Below are 17,629 nucleotides of genomic sequence, written 5' to 3'. Positions count from 1 at the left end.
AGCGAGCCGATCAATTTCGCCGCAAGCCTTGCCAAGGGCATCGCCGCCGTGCGGCGTAACATGGTGGTGGTGATGCTGTTCACGGTCGCCATCAATGTCCTGCTGCTCGCCATCCCGCTTTATCTGTTCCAGATTTCCGACCGGGTGCTGACTAGCCGCTCGATGGATACCCTGGTGATGCTGACGGTCGCCGTCCTCGGCGCGGTTCTGCTGCAGGCCTTCATGGACGCCATCCGCCGCTTCATCCTGATGCGCACCGCCGTCGAACTCGAGGTACAGCTTGGCGCGCCGATCCTGTCCGCCGCCGCCCGCGCCTCCCTGCATGGCAGCGGCAAGGACTACCAGACCTTGCAGGATCTGCAGCAATTGCGCTCCTTCCTCACCTCCGGCACGCTCATCGCCTTTCTCGATGCGCCGCTGATGCCGCTTTTCATCGTGGTGGTCTATCTCGTCCATCCACATCTAGGCATCATCATCATGGTCTGCTGCGCCGTGCTTTTCGGTATCGCCTGGCTGAACCAGCGCTTCACCGCAAGACAGTTCTCCGAGGCTTCCGGTTATTTGAGCCGGGCCAACTTTCACCTCGATTCCATGTCGCGCAATTCGCAGATCATCAATGCGCTCGCCATGATCCCCGAAGCGGTGAAGATGTGGGGCCGCGAAACCGCCGGCTCGCTGAAATCGCATGTGGCGGCGCAGGATCGCAACATCATGTTCTCCGGCGTATCGAAGGCGGCGCGCATGATTACCCAGGTGGCGCTGCTCGGCTGGGGCGCGCATCTGTCGCTATCCGGCGAACTGACCGGCGGCATGGTGATTGCAGCCTCCATCATTTCCGGCCGGGCGCTGGCGCCCATCGAAGGCGCCATAGAAGGCTGGCACCAGTTCAACAAATCTGCCGCCTCCTATGGCCGCATCAAGCAGCTTCTCATCAATTCGCCGCTCAATTTCCCGCGTCTGCGCCTCCCCAATCCGGAAGGGCGTCTCGATGTGGAGCGCATCCTCTTCGTGCCGCCGCCGCAGAAGAAGGTGATTTTGAACGGCATTTCCTTTTCGCTGAAAAAGGGGGAGTCGCTCGCCATCATCGGCAATTCCGGCTCCGGCAAGACGACGCTCGGCAAAATGCTGGTCGGCTCCATCCTGCCCACGTCAGGCAATGTGCGCCTCGATCTCATGGATCTGCGCAACTGGGACCAGCGGCAATTCGGTGAAAGTATCGGTTATCTGCCACAGGACGTGCAGCTTTTCCCCGGCACCATCAAAGCCAATATCTGCCGCATGCGCGACGATATCGAGGACCGGCAGATTTATGAGGCGGCGGTGCTGGCCGATGTGCACGAGCTGATCGCCGGTTTCCCGCAGGGCTATGAAACCGTGGTCGCCGCCGATGGCGCCCCGCTTTCCGGCGGCCAGAAACAACGCATCGCGCTTGCCCGCGCCTTTTTCGGCGATCCGAAATTCGTGGTGCTGGATGAGCCGAACTCCAATCTGGATACGCAGGGCGAACAGGCGCTGGCCAAGGCGCTGCTGCATGCCAAAAGACAGGGCATCACTACCGTCACCATCACCCAGCGGCCGGCGCTGCTTCAATGCGTCGACAAGATCATGGTGCTGAAGGATGGATCGGTCGCCATGTTCGGCGAAAGGATGGACGTGCTGAAGGCGCTTTCCGGCAATGGCCGCCAGGCCAACCAGTCCCCGCAGATCGAGGGTTGAGAACCGTCATGTTCAAAAAGAAAAACGCCATTGCCGAAGTCAAACCCCAGGGCCAGCTCGAATGGTACAGCGAGGTGCCGCGCTCGATCCGCCTGCACAGCTCGATCGGTCTTGCCGTACTGCTCGCCTCCTTCGGCGGTTTCGGATTCTGGGCCGGCACCGCACCGCTCTCCTCCGCCATCATCGCCCAGGGCAGTTTCGTCGCCACCGGCAACAACAAGGTGGTCCAGCATCTGGAAGGCGGCATTATCAAGGAAATGATGGTCAGCGAAGGCGACACGGTCAAGGAAGGCGACGTTCTTCTGACGCTGGACAAGACGACGGCGCTTGCCAACGAGCGCATGTTGCAGCTGCGGCGGCTTCGCCTCGAAACCATCGTGGTGCGCCTGCGCGCCGAGGCCCAGGGCGCAAAAAGCTTCAAGGTGCCGGATATCGTCATGAAGGAAGCCGGCGATCCGGATATCAATTCCATCATCCAGAGCCAGAACATCGTGTTCCACAGCAAGCTCATCAAGCTTGAGGAACAGATGAACCTGATCGACAAGAATATCCGGTCTCTTGAGTTCCGCTATGCGGGCTATGACGGCCAAAAACAGTCCTTCGACCGGCAATTGGCGCTTTTGACACAGGAGCGCGACTCCAAGGAGCGGCTCGCCAAGGACGGCGTCATTCGCAAGACCGACATGCTGGCGCTGGAGCGCGCCATCGCCGACGCCATGGGCGATATCGCACGGCTGAGCGGCGAAATGAACCAGAGCGAGGCGGAAATCGCCAAGTTCCGGCAGGAAGCGGTCATTGCCGTCAACGCCAACAAGCAGGCGGCGCTCGATGCGCTGGAAACCGCCGAGTCCGATCTGGACAGCGTGCGTGAACAGGTGCGTGGCGCCGCCGAAGTGCTGGAACGCACCGTCATCCGCTCCCCCGTCAGCGGAACCGTGGTGCGCGCCTATTATCATACACCGGGCGGCGTTATCACCACCGGCAAGCCGATCATGGAAATCCTGCCCGCTCATGTGCCCCTTATTCTGGAGGCGCAGGTGCTGCGAACCTCCATCGACCAGCTGCATGAGGGGCAGACGGCCGCGATCCGCCTTTCGGCGCTCAACCGCCGCACCACACCGGTTCTGAACGGCAAGGTCTTTTACGTTTCAGCCGACAGCATCGAAGAAAATGCCGGCCTTCAGGTCAAGGACGTCTATATCGTGCGGGTGCAGATACCCGACGAGGAAATCGCCAAGGTTCACAATTTTCACCCCGTGCCCGGCATGCCGGCCGACGTGCTGATCCAGACTTCGGAGCGTACCTTCTTCGAATATCTGACCAAGCCCATCTCCGACAGCATGTCCCGTGCTTTCAAGGAAAGATGAAGAAATATCAGTAACCTACACTGTCTTTTCCGCAGCGGTCGGCATATATTATCCGAATATGTTTCGTCGGGGTGGGAGAAGCGGCATGGCGGCGATGTCGGATGTATTGCTGCTGGTCGGCAGGCTGAATTACGTGTGGACCAACACGGAAAGCCTGATGATTTATCTGATCGTCCATCTCCTGAAAGTGGAAAAGGAAGCGGCCATCGTCGTCTTCCTGACACTCAACACCACGCGGGCGCGCATGGATCTGATCGAGCGCCTGGCGAAGCTTCCCTCCACCGATGCGAAGGACCGCAAGACCATCCTCTCCATCATGGCGCGGCTGAAGAAGGAAGCGAAGACACGCAACAAATACAATCACTGCATCTATTCCTTCGACGAAAAAGGCGAAATCGCCAGCACGCAGCTCATGCGGCTGGTGGAGGATGACAGCCAGGTGCGTTACGGCAAGGTGGAGCGCATGGACGAGAAGGAAATCGGACAGCTCGAAAAATCGATAGCCGACATCGTCGAGGTCAGCAAGGACATGTGGAGTTTCATCCATGCCAGTCCGCATGTCTCGGCGGATTATCTCTAGGCTCTCGTTTGTAACCGCATGCCGATTGCCGGGTGAGGCTCGCTCCCCTCCGCAGCCCTTGCCGGGAGGCACAGTTTACCGGCTGCGAAATAAAGCAGGAACGAGCCGATCTGGTACGGGAAGATGATGTCGATCTCCACGAAGGAACGCACGACAAACAGGGCGCAGATCGCAAACAGGATGACGCCCTGTGGATCACTCTTGCGCATCAGCACCGAGCGCAGATGCCCGAGCAACGTTCCGTAAAGCACCATGCCAAGCAGCAGCATGCCGACAAAGCCGTTTTCCACCACGGTTTCGATATAGGTGTTATGGAAATGGAAGCCGCTGCGGCCCGTAATGAAGAAATCGTTCCACAACCGTTCGGCATCGGGAAAACCCGCAACCCAGAACCCCTGATAACCGACGCCGAGGATCGGCGTCTGTTTTGCCGCCTCGATGCCCTGCTGCCAGAGGTAAGTTCGGCCGGTCAGCGTCGAATCCTTGCCGAAAATGCCGAGAATGGCGTCCAGCAGGCCGAATTGCAGGGAAGCGACAGCCAGCAATGCGCCGAGACCACCGAGCACAAAAAACGTCATCTTTCGGTTCGCCGGCGAAAGCATGCCGATGGGGATGAAGCCGATGATGAGCGCGACCACCGCCGCCGTGGTAATCGTGGATGTGGCCGATTGGGACGCAAGGAGGCTATAGGCCGACAGTAGCCCGGTGACGCCGGCAATCGGCAACCAGATGCCCCTTTGCTTGAGCACCAGCACCGATGCGGCGGCAAAAATGACGCCGAGCGATGCATAAAAGCCGAGCTGGTTCTTGGAAGAAAAAGCGCCGACGAAACTGTAGGTGCCATCCAGCGCATCGAAGAGATAAATACCGAACAGCAGCGAATAGAGCAGAACAACGGCGATGCCGATCAGCGCGCCGCGCGTCAGCGTCCGGATAGAGATCACCCGCATCGCGATCAGCGCGCAGACGATATGCGTCATATACTGAATGGAGGCGCGCATGGTCACCGATGCCGCTTCCGACCAGAAGCTGGACAGAACCGTCAAGATGCCGAAGGCGAATATCCAGAGATAGCGCGGATAATTGCCGAGCACGCGCCGGTAATCGACAACCACCAGCGGCAGCCACATGCCATAATAGGCCAGGACCGAGATTTGGCCGAAACGCGACGAGTAAGCGAAGACGAAGAATGACAGCGCAACCGCTGCCATTCCATAAATCTCATTGCGTTCGGGATCGATCAGCGCCGATTTGGCGATCCGCATTAAAACCTCACTGCATCAGGATTTCAGACGAGACCTTGATGACATCGCCGGGCTGGAGCATGGCGTTTTCATCCACCTTCAGCTCCTTCGGCTTGCCGTTTTCCTCACGCACCACGACGTAGCTGATCGTCGCTGATTTGCCCGAGGGATCGAAACGGATCGCCTCGGCCGATTGCGCCAGCGCTTCCGACATCAATTCGCGGCTGGTGGTCAGTTGCAGATTGAGCTTGTCGAGTTCGGCTTCCGTGTCCTGCAATTCCTTGGAGCGCTGCGCCACCCAGTCGTTACGCAGGTTGATCTCGTCCTGGGTCGCCTTGTTGATATCCTGTTTGGCGCGCAGCGACTGCGTATCGATATCGAGCAGGTTGGATTCCACTTCGGCCGCGCGTTCTTCCGCGGAAATACGCCGCTGCGACAGCGCGAGCCCTTGCTCGTTCAGCCGGTTGACCCGGTCGCGGTCCTCGTTGGCAAGCTGGAGCTGACGATTCTGCGTCTCTGATTTCTTCTTCAGGGATTCGACTTCGCTCTGCAGAAGAGCGTGCAGGTCCGTCAGCGCCTTGAGCTGCAGGGTGTAACGTTCGGTGCGCGATTTCATCAGCGCGCTTTCGCTGGCCAGCAGCACGTCGATCTCGCCGATCTTTTCCATTTCAGGCGTCTTGGCGATGGTCGCATCACCCTTGACCTCCGCGACCAGCCGCGCCTGACGGGCGAGCAGCCTTGCACGCTGGTTGTCATAGACGGCGGCGTCACCGCGGGCATTGATGAAGTCGCGGGCAAAACGCTGCCCGGCATCCGAGCGCCGCAGGCCGCCGGCAAGGCTGACGGCCTTCAGCACGGTGAGATTGGCGGCATAGGGATATTCGCCCGGCGTCTGCACGTCGCCGCTCAAGAAGATCGGTCGGAACTGTGCGATCTCGACGGAGGCCGAAGGCAGGTTGCGAAGGGCGAACTTGCTCTGAAGCTGGGCTCCAATCTCTTCGCTGACCTCCGATGGGGTCTTGCCCGCAACATCCAGCTGACCGATGAAAGGCAGCGACAGCGCCCCAGACGGACCGACGGAATAATCGCCGTTGATCACATCCCAGTTGCGGATGCTGCCATCCGCCGGCTGCCATTCGGCAACACGGATACGCAGCTTGTCAGCGGTACCGAGCTTATATTGAGCGCCATCCGCAGCCATGGCGGAGAGCGGCGCGGCAAGGGCGACGGAAGCGGCAAATACGAAGGCCACAAACGGGCGGCGGGCGGCAGACAAGCCGTTCATCGGGAAACTCCCTGTTAGCGGATCGCCACACGGGCGATCCGGCCGTCGCGCAACTGGGCAGGGCCGGCTGCACAGTGCCGCGAAAAGCGGCCGGTATGATTAGCACCAATGACGCACCCAAAGACCGGACTTGGGATCCCGGTCGGGGTGCGTGTCGAAACGAAGATCGATAAAGCCGAACTCAATATCGGTTTTCAGTAGCTTCCGCGTGAAAGGCACACGGCGGGAATGGTCTTGACGATGATGAAGACATCCTGCCGCATCGACCAGTTCTGCACATAGTGCGTGTCGAAAGCGACGCGGGTCTTGTAGGATACGTCGTTGCGGCCGCTGATCTGCCACAGGCCGGTCAGGCCAGGACGGGTGCTGAGATAATAAGCGGCAGCGCTTTCATAATAGCTCAGTTCCTCATCCACGACCGGGCGTGGACCAACCACGCTCATTTCACCGCGGATGATGTTGAGAAGCTGCGGCAACTCATCGAGGGAGAGCTTACGCAACACGGCGCCAACAGCGGTAACGCGCGGATCGTTCTTGAGCTTGCGGGTGGCGCGCCATTCCTCGGCGGCTTCCGGATTAGCGGCAAGATATTGCCGCAGAATCTCATCGCCGTTCATCGCCATCGTCCTGAATTTCAGGCAATGGAAATAGCGGCCATTATGTCCCACACGCCGGTGGCCATAAAAGATCGGGCCGGGATCGGACAATTTCACCAGCGCGGCGATCAACAGGAATATCGGGCTGAAGATGAGCAGCGCAAGCGCAGCCGATGTCATATCGAAACTGCGTTTTGCGATGCCCCCGATAGGGAAACTGACATCGAAGTCTTCGGAGCTGCTGAGTGTCTGTTCAGCCGATTGGGTCGCGGACTTCATAGAGAGAACTCCATTTATGTTTTGCGATTGGTCGGTGCCCGGAGGCGCGTCTTTCCGTCTAAAAGAGATAACAAGTCTGTGTTCGGAATTTGATGCTAATGGATTTTTTGTAAGGCACATTGGCCATAACCGTCTATGCGATTTCTTGCGCGAGCGGCCGATCAACGTCCGGGCAATATTAACGGTTGCATAAAAAAGCAACAAATGTGCCGGCGGCCATGTGTTGAGAGCATGGGTACCGCCCCAGCATGTATTGGGTTTTGTGCCGGCGACAGTCTTTTCTTATGTGTTTCTTATGACTTGGCGAGATGAGACAGGAACGTTAAGAACAGCCGCATCCGTAACAGAATATAAAAATTTTTTGCATCGCAGCAAGATTGTGGCAATGCATATAAAATTTGACATATCGGACGGGATTTTTTTGCCTGACATTGCCAAGCCGCCAAGAAAAAGCGATGGAAAAATTCCTAAAAGGGCGCAAACACGGCAAAAGAGTGGCAAGAAACTGCATTCTAGTCATGGCAGCCACGCAAAATTGCCGTAGCTGCCGACCATTTTTTACCGAATCTCCCCGACCTGGCCGTTCTACGCGCGTCACGAAGCGCAAAAACCGCTGGAATCAGAAGGTTGGCGGTGTGCAGGCGCTGATGACCTCACAGGGCACGGGACCGACGCAACGGAAACGATGCGGCCTGCGGCTTTCGAAATAATAGGCGTCGCCCGGCCCGAGCACCCGCCTCTCCTCGTCGACCGTCACTTCCAGCCGTCCGGAGAGGATGATTCCTCCTTCCTCGCCATCGTGAACCAGCGGTACCTTACCGGTATCGGCACCCGGCTGGTAACATTCCTTGAGGATTTGCAGGCTGCGGCCGAAGACATTCTCACCCACCTGCCGGAAGGATATCGGCCCCTTGCCGATTTCAACCAGCTCATCCGCCCGGTAAAAAGCCTTGCGGCTTGTCTCCGGCTCGAAAGCGAAAAACTCAGCAAGGCCGATCGGTATGCCGTCGAGAATGCGTTTCAGCGCGCCGACGGAAGGGTTCGAGGTATTGGATTCGATCAGAGAAATCGTCGAATTGGTGACACCGGCACGCCTTGCCAGTTCTCGCTGGGAAATATTGTGGCGCAGCCGCAAATGGCGCAAACGCCCGCCTATATCCACCGACATGCCTGAGCCCCCGTTGCCCTTGTTCGAAATATCGAAAACCCGAGTTCAGGCCTATAGCATTTTCAATGGCTTGGCCACAGAGAGAAAAGGGCTTGTTCAGTCGCGAAAATAGCATTCAATCACCGGCAACGAACAGGAGACCACCATGGACAACCCGAGCCGATCCAATTCCACCTCGCTTGACAGCTACTGGATGCCGTTTACCGCCAACCGGCAGTTCAAGGCCAATCCCCGCCTGCTGACGAGCGCCGAAGGCATGTATTACACCAGCAATGATGGTCGCCAGGTTCTCGACGGCACGGCTGGCCTTTGGTGCGTCAATGCCGGCCACGGCCGCCAGCAGATCGCGTCTGCCGTCAAACACCAGCTTTCGACAATGGATTACGCGCCCTCCTTCCAGATGGGCCACCCGGTTGCCTTTGAATTCGCCGAGCGGCTGGCGGAGATTGCGCCCGGCCCGGAAGGTGCAAAACTCGACCGTGTCTTCTATACGGGCTCCGGGTCGGAATCGGTCGATACGGCGCTGAAGATCGCCATCGCCTATCAGCGCGCCATCGGACAGGGCACCCGCAGCCGGTTGATCGGTCGTGAGCGCGGTTATCATGGCGTCGGTTTCGGCGGCATCTCCGTGGGCGGCCTCGTCAACAACCGTCGCGTTTTCCCGCAAATCCCCGCAGACCACCTGCGTCACACCCATGATCCGGCGAAGAACAGCTTCGTGAAGGGCCAGCCCGAGCACGGCGCCGAGCTTGCGGACGACCTGGAACGTCTGGTCGCCCTGCATGGCGCGGAAACCATCGCCGCCTGCATTGTCGAACCGGTCGCCGGCTCCACCGGCGTGCTGGTGCCGCCAAAGGGTTATCTGGAGCGCCTGCGCGCCATCTGCGACAAGCACGGCATCCTCTTGATCTTCGATGAGGTCATCACCGGTTTCGGCCGCATGGGCTCCACCTTTGCCACCAACTATTTTGGCGTTACGCCCGATATCGTCACCACCGCCAAGGGGCTGACCAACGGCGCGATCCCGATGGGCGCGGTCTTCACCAGCCGCAAGGTGCACGATGCGCTGATGCATGGGCCGGAAAACCAGATCGAGCTGTTCCACGGCTATACCTATTCCGGCCACCCCGTCGCCTGCGCCGCGGGTATCGCGACGCTTGACATCTATCGCGATGAGGGCCTTTTCACCCGCGCGGCCGAATTGCAGGATGTCTGGCACGACGCCATCCATTCCCTGAAGGGCCTGCCGAATGTCATCGACATCCGCACCATCGGCTTCATCGCCGGTATCGAACTGCAATCGCGCGATGGAGCTGCCGGCGCACGCGCCTATGATGTCTTCGTGGATTGCTTCGAGCGCGGCCTGCTCATTCGCGTTACCGGCGACATCATCGCCCTTTCGCCGCCGCTGATCGCCGAAAAATCCCATTTCGACGATATTGTTTCGATCCTCGGCGACGCCCTGAAACGCGCGCAATAAAAGTACAAATTTCTAATATAGAAAGGGCTGCAATACAAAATGCAGCCTTTTTTGCATTTATCGAGCCTTCAGCGAAAATAGAACATTTATTAAGCATGTTCTATTATGTTCACAAAGTATAACAATTGCGTGGGAACGCTCATATGGCCTCGATTCAAAAAAAGATAATATTGGCAGGCATTGCAATCTTTTCCATCACCGGCAGCGCCGCGGGTGTCGGCATATGGGCGGCGGAGACGCTCAACCGTAACAGCGAATATGTGGCGCTTTCGGCGGACGTGCTTCGCAACCACATGCAGGCGGACATGATGCATGACGCGCTGCGGTCAGACGTGCTTGCCGCCATTCTTTCCGCCGATGCCAGAATGGACCTCGACCTCAAGGCCGTTAAGGCCGATCTTGCCGAACACGAAGCCAGTTTTCGCGAAGTGATCGAGGCAAACAAGTCACTGTCATCAGGCACGAATGTCAAAGCCGTCATAGACGGCGTCGAAAAGCCGCTTCTCGCCTATATGGATGCCGCCAACGCGGTGGTCGGACTTGCCGAATCCAGCCCCGAAGAGGCCATCAAGCTGATGCCGGAATTCATGCAGCAATTCTCCGCGCTTGAAAAAGCGATGGAAGCGGCTGGCGACCAGATTCAGGCGCTTTCCGACACTGCATCGGCCGAAAGTGAAAAGACCAAGGCGGCAATCAACCTCGCCTTACAGGGACTTCTGGTTCTGGCGGCGCTTTTCTCCACCGGGCTTTTTCTGCTCACCCGCAAATCGATTATCCGTCCCATCCTGCAATTGTCGAAAAACATGGAGACCCTGGCGGGCGGCGATACGTCTCAACCGCCCTCAGGCACGGACCGCAAGGACGAGATCGGCTCCATGTCCAGCGCTGTCGAGATTTTCCGACAGGCCGCCATCGCCAACCGGGTACTAGAGGAGCAGGCAGCGGCGGCCCGCAGACAGGCGGAAGCCGATCAGGAAGCGACGCGGCGGCAGGCGGAAGAAGACGCTTCAGAAAGGCTGCGCATCGCAACCTCCGGCCTTGCGGCCGGCCTCAAGCGGCTCGCCTCCGGTGATCTGGCCTTCCAGTTGAATGACGCCTTCGCCCCACAATTCGAGGCCCTGCGTCATGATTTCAACACCTCGGTCCGGCAATTGGCCGAGACCCTTTTTGCCATTTCCGACGGGATAGGCACAATCGACGGCAGCAGCCGGGAAATCGCCGCAGGTGCCGGCGATCTTTCCCGCCGCACCGAAAATCAAGCCGCCTCCCTTGAGCAGACGGCAGCGGCGCTCGATGAAATCACCGTCAATGTCTCGAATGCCAACAAGCGGGCCGCAGAAGCGCGGCTCGCTGCCACCGATGCCAACCATAGCGCCCTGAAATCGGTGGAGGTGGTAAGCCATGCCGAGGAAGCGATGCGCCGTATCGAGGCCTCGTCGCGGCAGATCACCGGCATCATCGGCGTCATTGACGAAATCGCCTTCCAGACCAATCTTCTGGCGCTGAATGCCGGGGTTGAGGCTGCCCGCGCCGGCGAGAGCGGCAAGGGCTTTGCGGTTGTTGCACAGGAGGTGCGCGATCTCGCCCAGCGCTCGGCAAAGGCCGCAAGCGAAATCCGTGACCATATCCGGCAATCGTCCGTGGAGGTCGAGAGCGGCGTGAAGCTGGTTCTCGATACCGGCACAGCACTGAAGGATATCAGTGAACGCATCGCCGGCATCGACCGCCATATGAATGCCATCGCCACATCGGCCACCGAGCAATCAACCGGTCTGTCCGAAATCAACGCGGCGGTGAACTCCATGGATCACGCCACCCAGCAAAATGCGGCCATGGTGGAGCAATCCACCGCCGCGTCAGCCACGCTTGCCTCGGAAACAGCAAAGTTGCGTGCCCTGGTGTCGCGCTTCCGCCTGGAAATGGAAACGGCCAGCAGTCAGGATCAGCCACGCCGAGTAGCTTGATGTCTGCGACGAGGCGCGGATATCTCCGCCAGATGCCGGAAATCAGCCAGCACGCACCCACGGCGAGCCTCCGCCGTGGGTGGAACTCCAGCGATCAATAAGTCTGCATCGGTTGCGAGAGGCCGTCGCCGATCACGCCGTTACCATATTGCGCCACCGGCACACCTTCCTGGCCGATCGGCACGCCCTGCTGTGCGGGGCCGAGCGCCGTCACCACGATCGGCGTACCATCGGGCACACGGTTGTAAAGGTCGATGATATCCTGGTTGAGCAGGCGCACGCAGCCGGAGGATACCGACTTGCCGATGGTCCACCATTCCGGCGAGCCATGCAGGCGGTAGATCGTGTCCTTGCCATCCTTGAAGATATAGAGCGCGCGTGCGCCGAGCGGGTTCTTGAGACCCGGCTCCATGCCGCCATTGCGGCTGCTATAGGGTTCCAGTTCCGGCTGGCGCGCAATCATCTCATCGGGCGGCGTCCAGCGCGGCCATTGCCGCTTGTACTGAATGACGCCGCGACCGGCCCATTCAAAGCCCGCGCGGCCGAGGCCGACGCCATAACGCATGGCCTGATTGTTCTCATAGGTGAGATAGAGGAAATGATTGGCGGTATCGACGACGATGACGCCGGGGCGTTCACCCGTCGGGTTCGCCACCATCTGCCGCAGGAACTGACGCGGAATCCGCTTGTAGGGGATTTCCGGCAGCGGGAACTGCTCGTCCGGCTTGGGACCATACATCAGGGCATACATCGGGTCGTCCGCGGGTGCTGCAGGCCGGGCGGCCTCACGCGCAGTTGTGTTGCAGCCCGCAAGGCCGGCAAGCGCCAGTCCACCTGCTCCAAGCAGGAAACCCCGCCGGGTCGTCGTCGTCTCGTTCAATTCAAAAACCTCATTTACGTCATCTCGCGCCGGCAAAGGGATCTGCCAGCGCCGCCTCTGGGCGGCTGATTGGGTACTTCGTGCCGGAAACCTGCGATGCCATGGCCTTGGCGCCGTTCGATTTCAAAATGGCCCGGAAGCTCGGATGCATGCCGCCGTCTACATACGCGCTGAGCGGGCTGGAAGTTCCCTCACTCATGGCGGCGGCAAATTTTTGTTGCTCTTCGGCCAGTTTCGAAGCCACCAGCGGATCCTGCTGGTTGATGGCCGGCGGGCAGGCCGCCAGCGGATCGGCAGGTTCGCCTTCGGCAAATTCACTGTTGAAGACATAACGACGGCCGCAGACGGAAACCTTGGGCTGCCGGCGCGTTACCTCGAAATAGTCATAGCCTTCTTTCAGCGTCTTCCAGAACGGCATATTGGGGTCGTCCCGATGCGCCACCATATTCCGGGCGCTCATGCGGAAGGGATAGGCCTGTACCTGAAAACGGTCCTGCCCGCCCTGAAGTGCCCGCGCCACGATGGCGTAGATTTCGCCGACCTGCTGGTCGGTCATGGCGTAGCAGCCGGAAGAGGAGCAGGCGCCATGCACCATCAGCGCCTCTCCGGTGTAACCGAGCGCCGATTCCAGCCGGTTGGGATAACCGAGATTGAAGGAGACGTAATATTGTGAGTTCGGGTTCAACATGCCGGCCGAGACATGATAAAACCCTTCCGGTGCCTGCCGGTCGCCCGTCTTCATCTTAGGGCCCAGCTTTCCGGACCAGCGGCACATGGGATAGGCCTTGAGCAAGGCGTAGTTTCCGGTCTTGTCGACCTTCCAGACCTCAAGCTCGCTTTCCTGCTTGAAAATGCGAACGAGAACCGGGCTTTCCGGGCGCATGCTCTTGGCCGACATCTGCGCCATCATCTTGGACGACAGTTTCGGCGGGTCTTTCTTGACGCTGTCCAGCCCCATGGAAGTGCACGCGGCAAGGCCGCCACCGATCGCAACGATCGCGGCCATTCTTGCCCCTGCCCTTACCTTCTGCCGCAACCCCGCAACCGCGAAATCCAGCAATGCCTGCATGCCCATGGATCGTTCTGCCCGCCTGATTTGCCCGCCTTTCCGGCAGACGCTTAGCTATCGAAGGTGGCCACAACACGGCAACCTCGCCCATGGACAAAGTCTCGTGAACAGACGTTACCCATTCGTTAATCATAAGGACACAAGCCCGTGATGCGGTGGCCAATGAAAGTGCGAGCCGCGATTATCGCAGCAGCCCCTGGCCCCCATCGATCCATACCGGCGTGCCGGTAATGTGGCGGGACGCATCCGACGCCAGGAAACCGATCAGCGCGGCGACATCGTCGCTCGTCCCGGCCACGCCGCCGGTTACCGGAATATCCCCAGCCGGAAAACGAACTGGAACCTCCGTTTTTTCCCGCTCGCGTATATCGGTATTTTCATCGATTGCCGTTTCGATTTCGCCCGGACACACCGCATTGACGCGGATACGGTGACGCCCCAGCTCCAGCGCCAATTGTTGCGCCATGGCGAATTGCCCGGCCTTCGTCACGGAATAGGCCGTAGCACCGGGCGATGTGAAGGTGCGGGTGCCATTGATCGACGAAATGATGACGATGGACCCGCCACCGGCCGCTTTCAGATGCGGCACGCTGACGTGGACGGTGAGATAGGTGCCGCGCAGGTTGATGCGGATCGTATCGTCCCATTCAGAAGGTTTCAGCTCATCGATGGGCGCCCAGACGCCGTTAACGCCGGCATTGGCCACCACGACATCAAGCCGGCCGAAATTCTCAACCAGCGCTGCGACCGCGTGACGCATGGCCGCTTCATCCGCCACATCGGCGACGAGCACCTTCGAAGAACCGGATGCGGCGCCGATTTCCCGGGCGACATCGTTCAATTCCGATTCGGTGCGGCCCAACAGACCGACCGCGAAACCCTGCGCCGACAGATGAAGGGCGGCGGCGCGCCCAATGCCGGAGCCAGCGCCGGTCACCAGTGCAACTTTGCGAGCAGCCAATGTCATCGCCCTCCTTTTCGCGAAGCAATGGATGTGACCGTCGCAGAGACGGGATCACTCGCCGGAAAGCTGTCCTCCAGCCCCTCTTCCAACTCTTCCTCCAGAATGTCGCGATCCTTCGATGTAAGGGCGCTCGCCTGTCCGTGCGGAGCTTCATCCTGCGCCGTACCTAGAGCGGAAAATTGCGAAGGCGCATCTGCCCCATGGCGCGTTCCGAACGCGGTCAGTTGCACCATCACCGCGCTCGCCCGCTTGATGGCCTCGGCATCGTCGATCCCTTCAAGACCGTCGGCGAGGCGAACCGAGACCTGATCGCCGTCGTTGCCGACGAACTCGATTGAGATAACCCCGTTATTGCGTTTTACATAGGTCGTCGAAAGTTGCATGACATGCCCTCCGGCTTGGAAAGCACCGGTAAGAGTCCGATGCTGGAAAACGGTTAGAACCTGAATTCCAAACGACGGCAGAGCGGAAGGGTTCCAGATGAATCAGGCCTTTGGCCCGGAAATCCAAGAGAGTTTTTTCCTGCGCGAGGCGCTGGAAGTGGCCCGCGCCCTCATCGGCGCGGAGTTCCGCGTCGGCAATACCGGCGGCATCATCGTGGAGACCGAAGCCTATCATCCGGACGACCCGGCATCCCACAGTTTTAACGGGCAGACCCCGCGCAACAGGGCAATGTTCGGCCCGGCCGGCCGTCTTTATGTCTACCGGTCCTATGGTATTCACTGGTGCGCCAACTTTGTCTGCGCCCCGGGTTCCGCCGTGCTTCTGCGCGCCATCGAACCCCTGACCGGCATAGACATGATGAAACTGCGACGGGGAACTGACAAGCCGAAACTTCTCTGCTCAGGTCCGGGCAGGCTCTGTCAGGCGCTGGCGATTACGGGGGAGATGGACGGCGCGCCGTTGAACGCAGCGCCTTTTTTCCTGCGGCTGCCGAAAGAAGCCGCCGCCGTCACCAGCGGCAGACGAATCGGCATCAGCCGCGCGACGGAATATCCGTGGCGCTTCGGCCTAAAGGGCTCGGCTTTCGTCAGCAAGAAATTCGAGAACGGAGAGACCTGACAGGCGCGAGCACCTTCGGCGGCCCGTCATTTTCGTCGGGATTGGGTGTCGGCACCTCGTCCGGCAACCGGTCGGGTTCCGGTTCTTCCACCGGCGGGATATCCGGCTGCGGCGGCACGGGCATCGGCGGTTCGGGATAGGGTTCGACGGGAACGGCTGGCATCGCGGCCTCCTGATAAACACGCTTGGCCACGATGGGCACAAGCTGCGTTTTTATCTCGTGCGACAGCGCCTTTGCGCTGTCGTCAATCAGGCGGCGCAACACCCAATTCGCCCACCGGTCAAATGCCGGTCAGGTCCTTTCGGTCCGGTTGCGCCGCCCTGCGGGTCGTACAGGAAAACGCGGGCACGGCCTGTCCGTTCCGTTTTTGAGGAAGGTTTTTGAAATGGCTCAGGCGAAACCGAGCGCGCTGCGGGAAATATCGCGATTTTCGCAATAGTCGCGGGAGTGGGCCTCGTGACCATGCTCGCGAGCGGTCGAACGGTTAAGTTCCGGGCTCGGAACGTTGAGCAGCGCATCGGCATAGGTGCCGGTCGCCTCGACATCATCGATCACGGTCTGCTGTTGCGGTTTTAAAAATTCAAACATCCGTCCACCTCCTTAGACACGTCCCCTCAACGCGCCGGCCCGGGTCCTGTTCCATAACGCCCGTGACTGTTCCGATTATACATGAGACGGCGCGGACGTATAGATGACGAAAGGCGAACGTTATCAAACGACGTTCACAAAATGGAGTGGAATCAGTGAGCTATGGCGACAAGTTCAGACAGGGCCGACGGATTCCCGCAAGATGAGTTCGACCGGCCACAATTCCTGAACCTCGCGGACGGGACGGCCGCCGATGATCTGCAAAAGCAGGTCCGTCACTCGCATGCCCGCCATGCGCATGGGCGAGCGGGTGGTGGAAAGCGGCGGCATCATGCTTTCCGGCGTAAGATAAGGAAACACGTCGTCATGGGCGATGACGGAGACATCCCTGCCGATCGTCAACCCCATCTGCGTCGCAGCGCGATAGACCCCCTGCGCCGTCATCATCGCACCCGCCACAAAGGCCGTCGGGCGCGGCGTCTGTTCCAGCAGCGAGCGGGCGAAACGAAAGGCCGTCTCCTCGCTGAAGTGCTCATTCATCATGAAACGCGGATCCGGCGTAATGCCGTGCGTGGCCAGCGCCTCGCGAAAACCCTGCTCGCGGTCCTGCACAAAGGTGCGGCCGACCGGACCATTGATAAGGGCGATGCGCCTGTGTCCGCGCTCCAGAAAATGAATCGTCGGACGATAGGTCACATCGTGGTTGTCGATATCGAGCCAGGCATGTTCGAAAGGCGTCTTTGAGCGGCCATGCACGATGAAGGGCACACCCAGCCGGTTGAGCAGCGCGATGCGTTCATCTTCCGGACGCGGCGAATGCACGATGATGCCATCCACCCGGCCGCTCGCCGCCAGCCGGCTGAAAATCGCCAGTTCCTCATCGAGATTATTGTCGACGGTAACGCTGACGAGAATATCGGTCTCCTCCCGTTCCAGACGCGTCGCCATGCCGCCCATGAATTCGGAGAAGAAGTGCCCGCCGCCCGAACGGCCCATGACGACACCGATGGCGCCCGCCCTGCCCGTCGCCAGCCTGACAGCATTGGCATTCGGCCGGTAGCCGTATTTCAGCGCAGCCTCCATCACCCGCTGGCGCGTTTCCTCGCGCACCTCGGGGTAGCCGCCCAGCGCCCGGCTGACGGTGGTGGGCGAGAGCCCGACTTTCTCTGCGAATTCCTTGAGCTTCATAATTTTTTGCCAATTTGCCCCTGCATGCGTCGCCGCCGCGGATTTTTCAAGCCGACAAAAATTGAAAACGATTTCAATTTTCCTCCACCTGAAACCTTACAGTTGATCATTCCCAAAGGCAAACGCCGAAAAATTGCAGGCGAAAGCGGCCGATTTCCGGGAGATTAGAAAGAGTATTGACAGATTGCTCGGCTTTTG

General features: G+C 59.5%; 17 protein-coding genes. 6 read left to right on the top strand and 11 right to left on the bottom strand.

Annotated elements, in window-relative coordinates:
- From RAC79_RS24055 to RAC79_RS24045, 3 genes are all read left to right on the top strand, one after another.
- A partial coding sequence (locus tag RAC79_RS24055; protein ID WP_374997614.1) for a type I secretion system permease/ATPase occupies positions 1-1,716 on the top strand: 1,716 nt, incomplete at its 5' end.
- Between the two features lie 8 nt (positions 1,717-1,724).
- Positions 1,725-3,083, top strand: a complete 1,359-nt coding sequence (locus tag RAC79_RS24050; RefSeq protein ID WP_174036822.1) for an HlyD family type I secretion periplasmic adaptor subunit — start codon at positions 1,725-1,727, stop codon at positions 3,081-3,083.
- 85 nt (positions 3,084-3,168) lie between these two features.
- Entirely contained in the window at positions 3,169-3,663 is a 495-nt protein-coding gene (locus RAC79_RS24045) for a hypothetical protein (RefSeq protein ID WP_035262271.1), read from the top strand.
- On the opposite strand, the gene RAC79_RS24040 is transcribed toward RAC79_RS24045, so the two are convergent.
- The 4 genes from RAC79_RS24040 to RAC79_RS24025 all read right to left on the bottom strand — a co-directional run bounded on the left by RAC79_RS24040 (position 3,660) and on the right by RAC79_RS24025 (position 8,235).
- Positions 3,660-4,928 carry an O-antigen ligase gene (locus RAC79_RS24040; RefSeq protein WP_065656287.1) on the bottom strand — a complete coding sequence of 423 codons (1,269 nt, stop codon included), beginning with the start codon at positions 4,926-4,928 and terminating at the stop codon, positions 3,660-3,662. The genes RAC79_RS24045 and RAC79_RS24040 overlap by 4 nt on opposite strands.
- A 7-nt stretch (positions 4,929-4,935) precedes the next feature.
- Positions 4,936-6,192: a polysaccharide biosynthesis/export family protein gene (locus RAC79_RS24035; protein ID WP_065656288.1), complete on the bottom strand. Its 1,257-nt coding sequence runs from the start codon at positions 6,190-6,192 to the stop codon at positions 4,936-4,938.
- Positions 6,193-6,386: 194 nt separating this feature from the next.
- Entirely contained in the window at positions 6,387-7,067 is a 681-nt protein-coding gene (locus RAC79_RS24030) for a sugar transferase (RefSeq protein WP_003523803.1), read from the bottom strand.
- Positions 7,068-7,686: 619 nt separating this feature from the next.
- Entirely contained in the window at positions 7,687-8,235 is a 549-nt protein-coding gene (locus RAC79_RS24025; RefSeq protein WP_003523802.1) for a cupin domain-containing protein, read from the bottom strand.
- A gap of 145 nt (positions 8,236-8,380) precedes the next feature.
- On the opposite strand from RAC79_RS24025, the gene RAC79_RS24020 reads away from it, so the two are divergent.
- Both RAC79_RS24020 and RAC79_RS24015 read left to right on the top strand, forming a co-directional pair.
- The gene (locus tag RAC79_RS24020) at positions 8,381-9,715 is read left to right on the top strand and encodes an aspartate aminotransferase family protein (protein WP_059758580.1); all 1,335 of its coding nucleotides are present in this window, start codon (positions 8,381-8,383) and stop codon (positions 9,713-9,715) included.
- 143 nt (positions 9,716-9,858) lie between these two features.
- Entirely contained in the window at positions 9,859-11,679 is a 1,821-nt protein-coding gene (locus RAC79_RS24015) for a HAMP domain-containing methyl-accepting chemotaxis protein (protein ID WP_174039895.1), read from the top strand.
- Between the two features lie 94 nt (positions 11,680-11,773).
- Here RAC79_RS24015 and RAC79_RS24010 read toward each other — a convergent pair whose 3' ends face one another.
- The 4 genes from RAC79_RS24010 to RAC79_RS23995 all read right to left on the bottom strand — a co-directional run bounded on the left by RAC79_RS24010 (position 11,774) and on the right by RAC79_RS23995 (position 14,975).
- A complete protein-coding gene (locus RAC79_RS24010; protein ID WP_020811492.1) occupies positions 11,774-12,559 on the bottom strand; it encodes a L,D-transpeptidase in 786 nt (261 codons plus the stop codon).
- Between the two features lie 19 nt (positions 12,560-12,578).
- Positions 12,579-13,634: a murein L,D-transpeptidase family protein gene (locus tag RAC79_RS24005; protein WP_161987999.1), complete on the bottom strand. Its 1,056-nt coding sequence runs from the start codon at positions 13,632-13,634 to the stop codon at positions 12,579-12,581.
- 175 nt (positions 13,635-13,809) lie between these two features.
- Positions 13,810-14,595, bottom strand: coding sequence for an SDR family NAD(P)-dependent oxidoreductase (locus tag RAC79_RS24000; RefSeq protein ID WP_142846314.1), 786 nt, complete (start codon positions 14,593-14,595; stop codon positions 13,810-13,812).
- Complete coding sequence (locus RAC79_RS23995) at positions 14,592-14,975, bottom strand: hypothetical protein (protein WP_161988000.1); 384 nt, start codon at positions 14,973-14,975, stop codon at positions 14,592-14,594. The genes RAC79_RS24000 and RAC79_RS23995 overlap by 4 nt, the downstream gene beginning before the upstream one ends.
- 97 nt (positions 14,976-15,072) lie before the next feature.
- On the opposite strand from RAC79_RS23995, the gene RAC79_RS23990 reads away from it, so the two are divergent.
- Positions 15,073-15,654 carry a DNA-3-methyladenine glycosylase gene (locus RAC79_RS23990; protein ID WP_142846316.1) on the top strand — a complete coding sequence of 194 codons (582 nt, stop codon included), beginning with the start codon at positions 15,073-15,075 and terminating at the stop codon, positions 15,652-15,654.
- Here RAC79_RS23990 and RAC79_RS23985 read toward each other — a convergent pair.
- From RAC79_RS23985 to RAC79_RS23975, 3 genes are all read right to left on the bottom strand, one after another.
- Positions 15,623-15,817, bottom strand: coding sequence for a hypothetical protein (locus tag RAC79_RS23985; protein WP_125146926.1), 195 nt, complete (start codon positions 15,815-15,817; stop codon positions 15,623-15,625). The two genes, RAC79_RS23990 and RAC79_RS23985, sit on opposite strands and share 32 nt — an antisense overlap.
- A 228-nt stretch (positions 15,818-16,045) precedes the next feature.
- Positions 16,046-16,243 carry a hypothetical protein gene (locus tag RAC79_RS23980; protein ID WP_003523793.1) on the bottom strand — a complete coding sequence of 66 codons (198 nt, stop codon included), beginning with the start codon at positions 16,241-16,243 and terminating at the stop codon, positions 16,046-16,048.
- Positions 16,244-16,417: 174 nt separating this feature from the next.
- Positions 16,418-17,431, bottom strand: a complete 1,014-nt coding sequence (locus RAC79_RS23975; RefSeq protein WP_142846318.1) for a substrate-binding domain-containing protein — start codon at positions 17,429-17,431, stop codon at positions 16,418-16,420.
- Positions 17,432-17,629 lie beyond the last annotated feature (198 nt).

Origin of the sequence: Agrobacterium sp. LR_9, from assembly GCF_041954855.1 — a bacterium.
Lineage (GTDB): Bacteria > Pseudomonadota > Alphaproteobacteria > Rhizobiales > Rhizobiaceae > Agrobacterium > Agrobacterium leguminum.
Note: the sequence above shows the minus strand (reverse complement) of the source record. Positions and strands in the feature narration are given on the sequence as shown.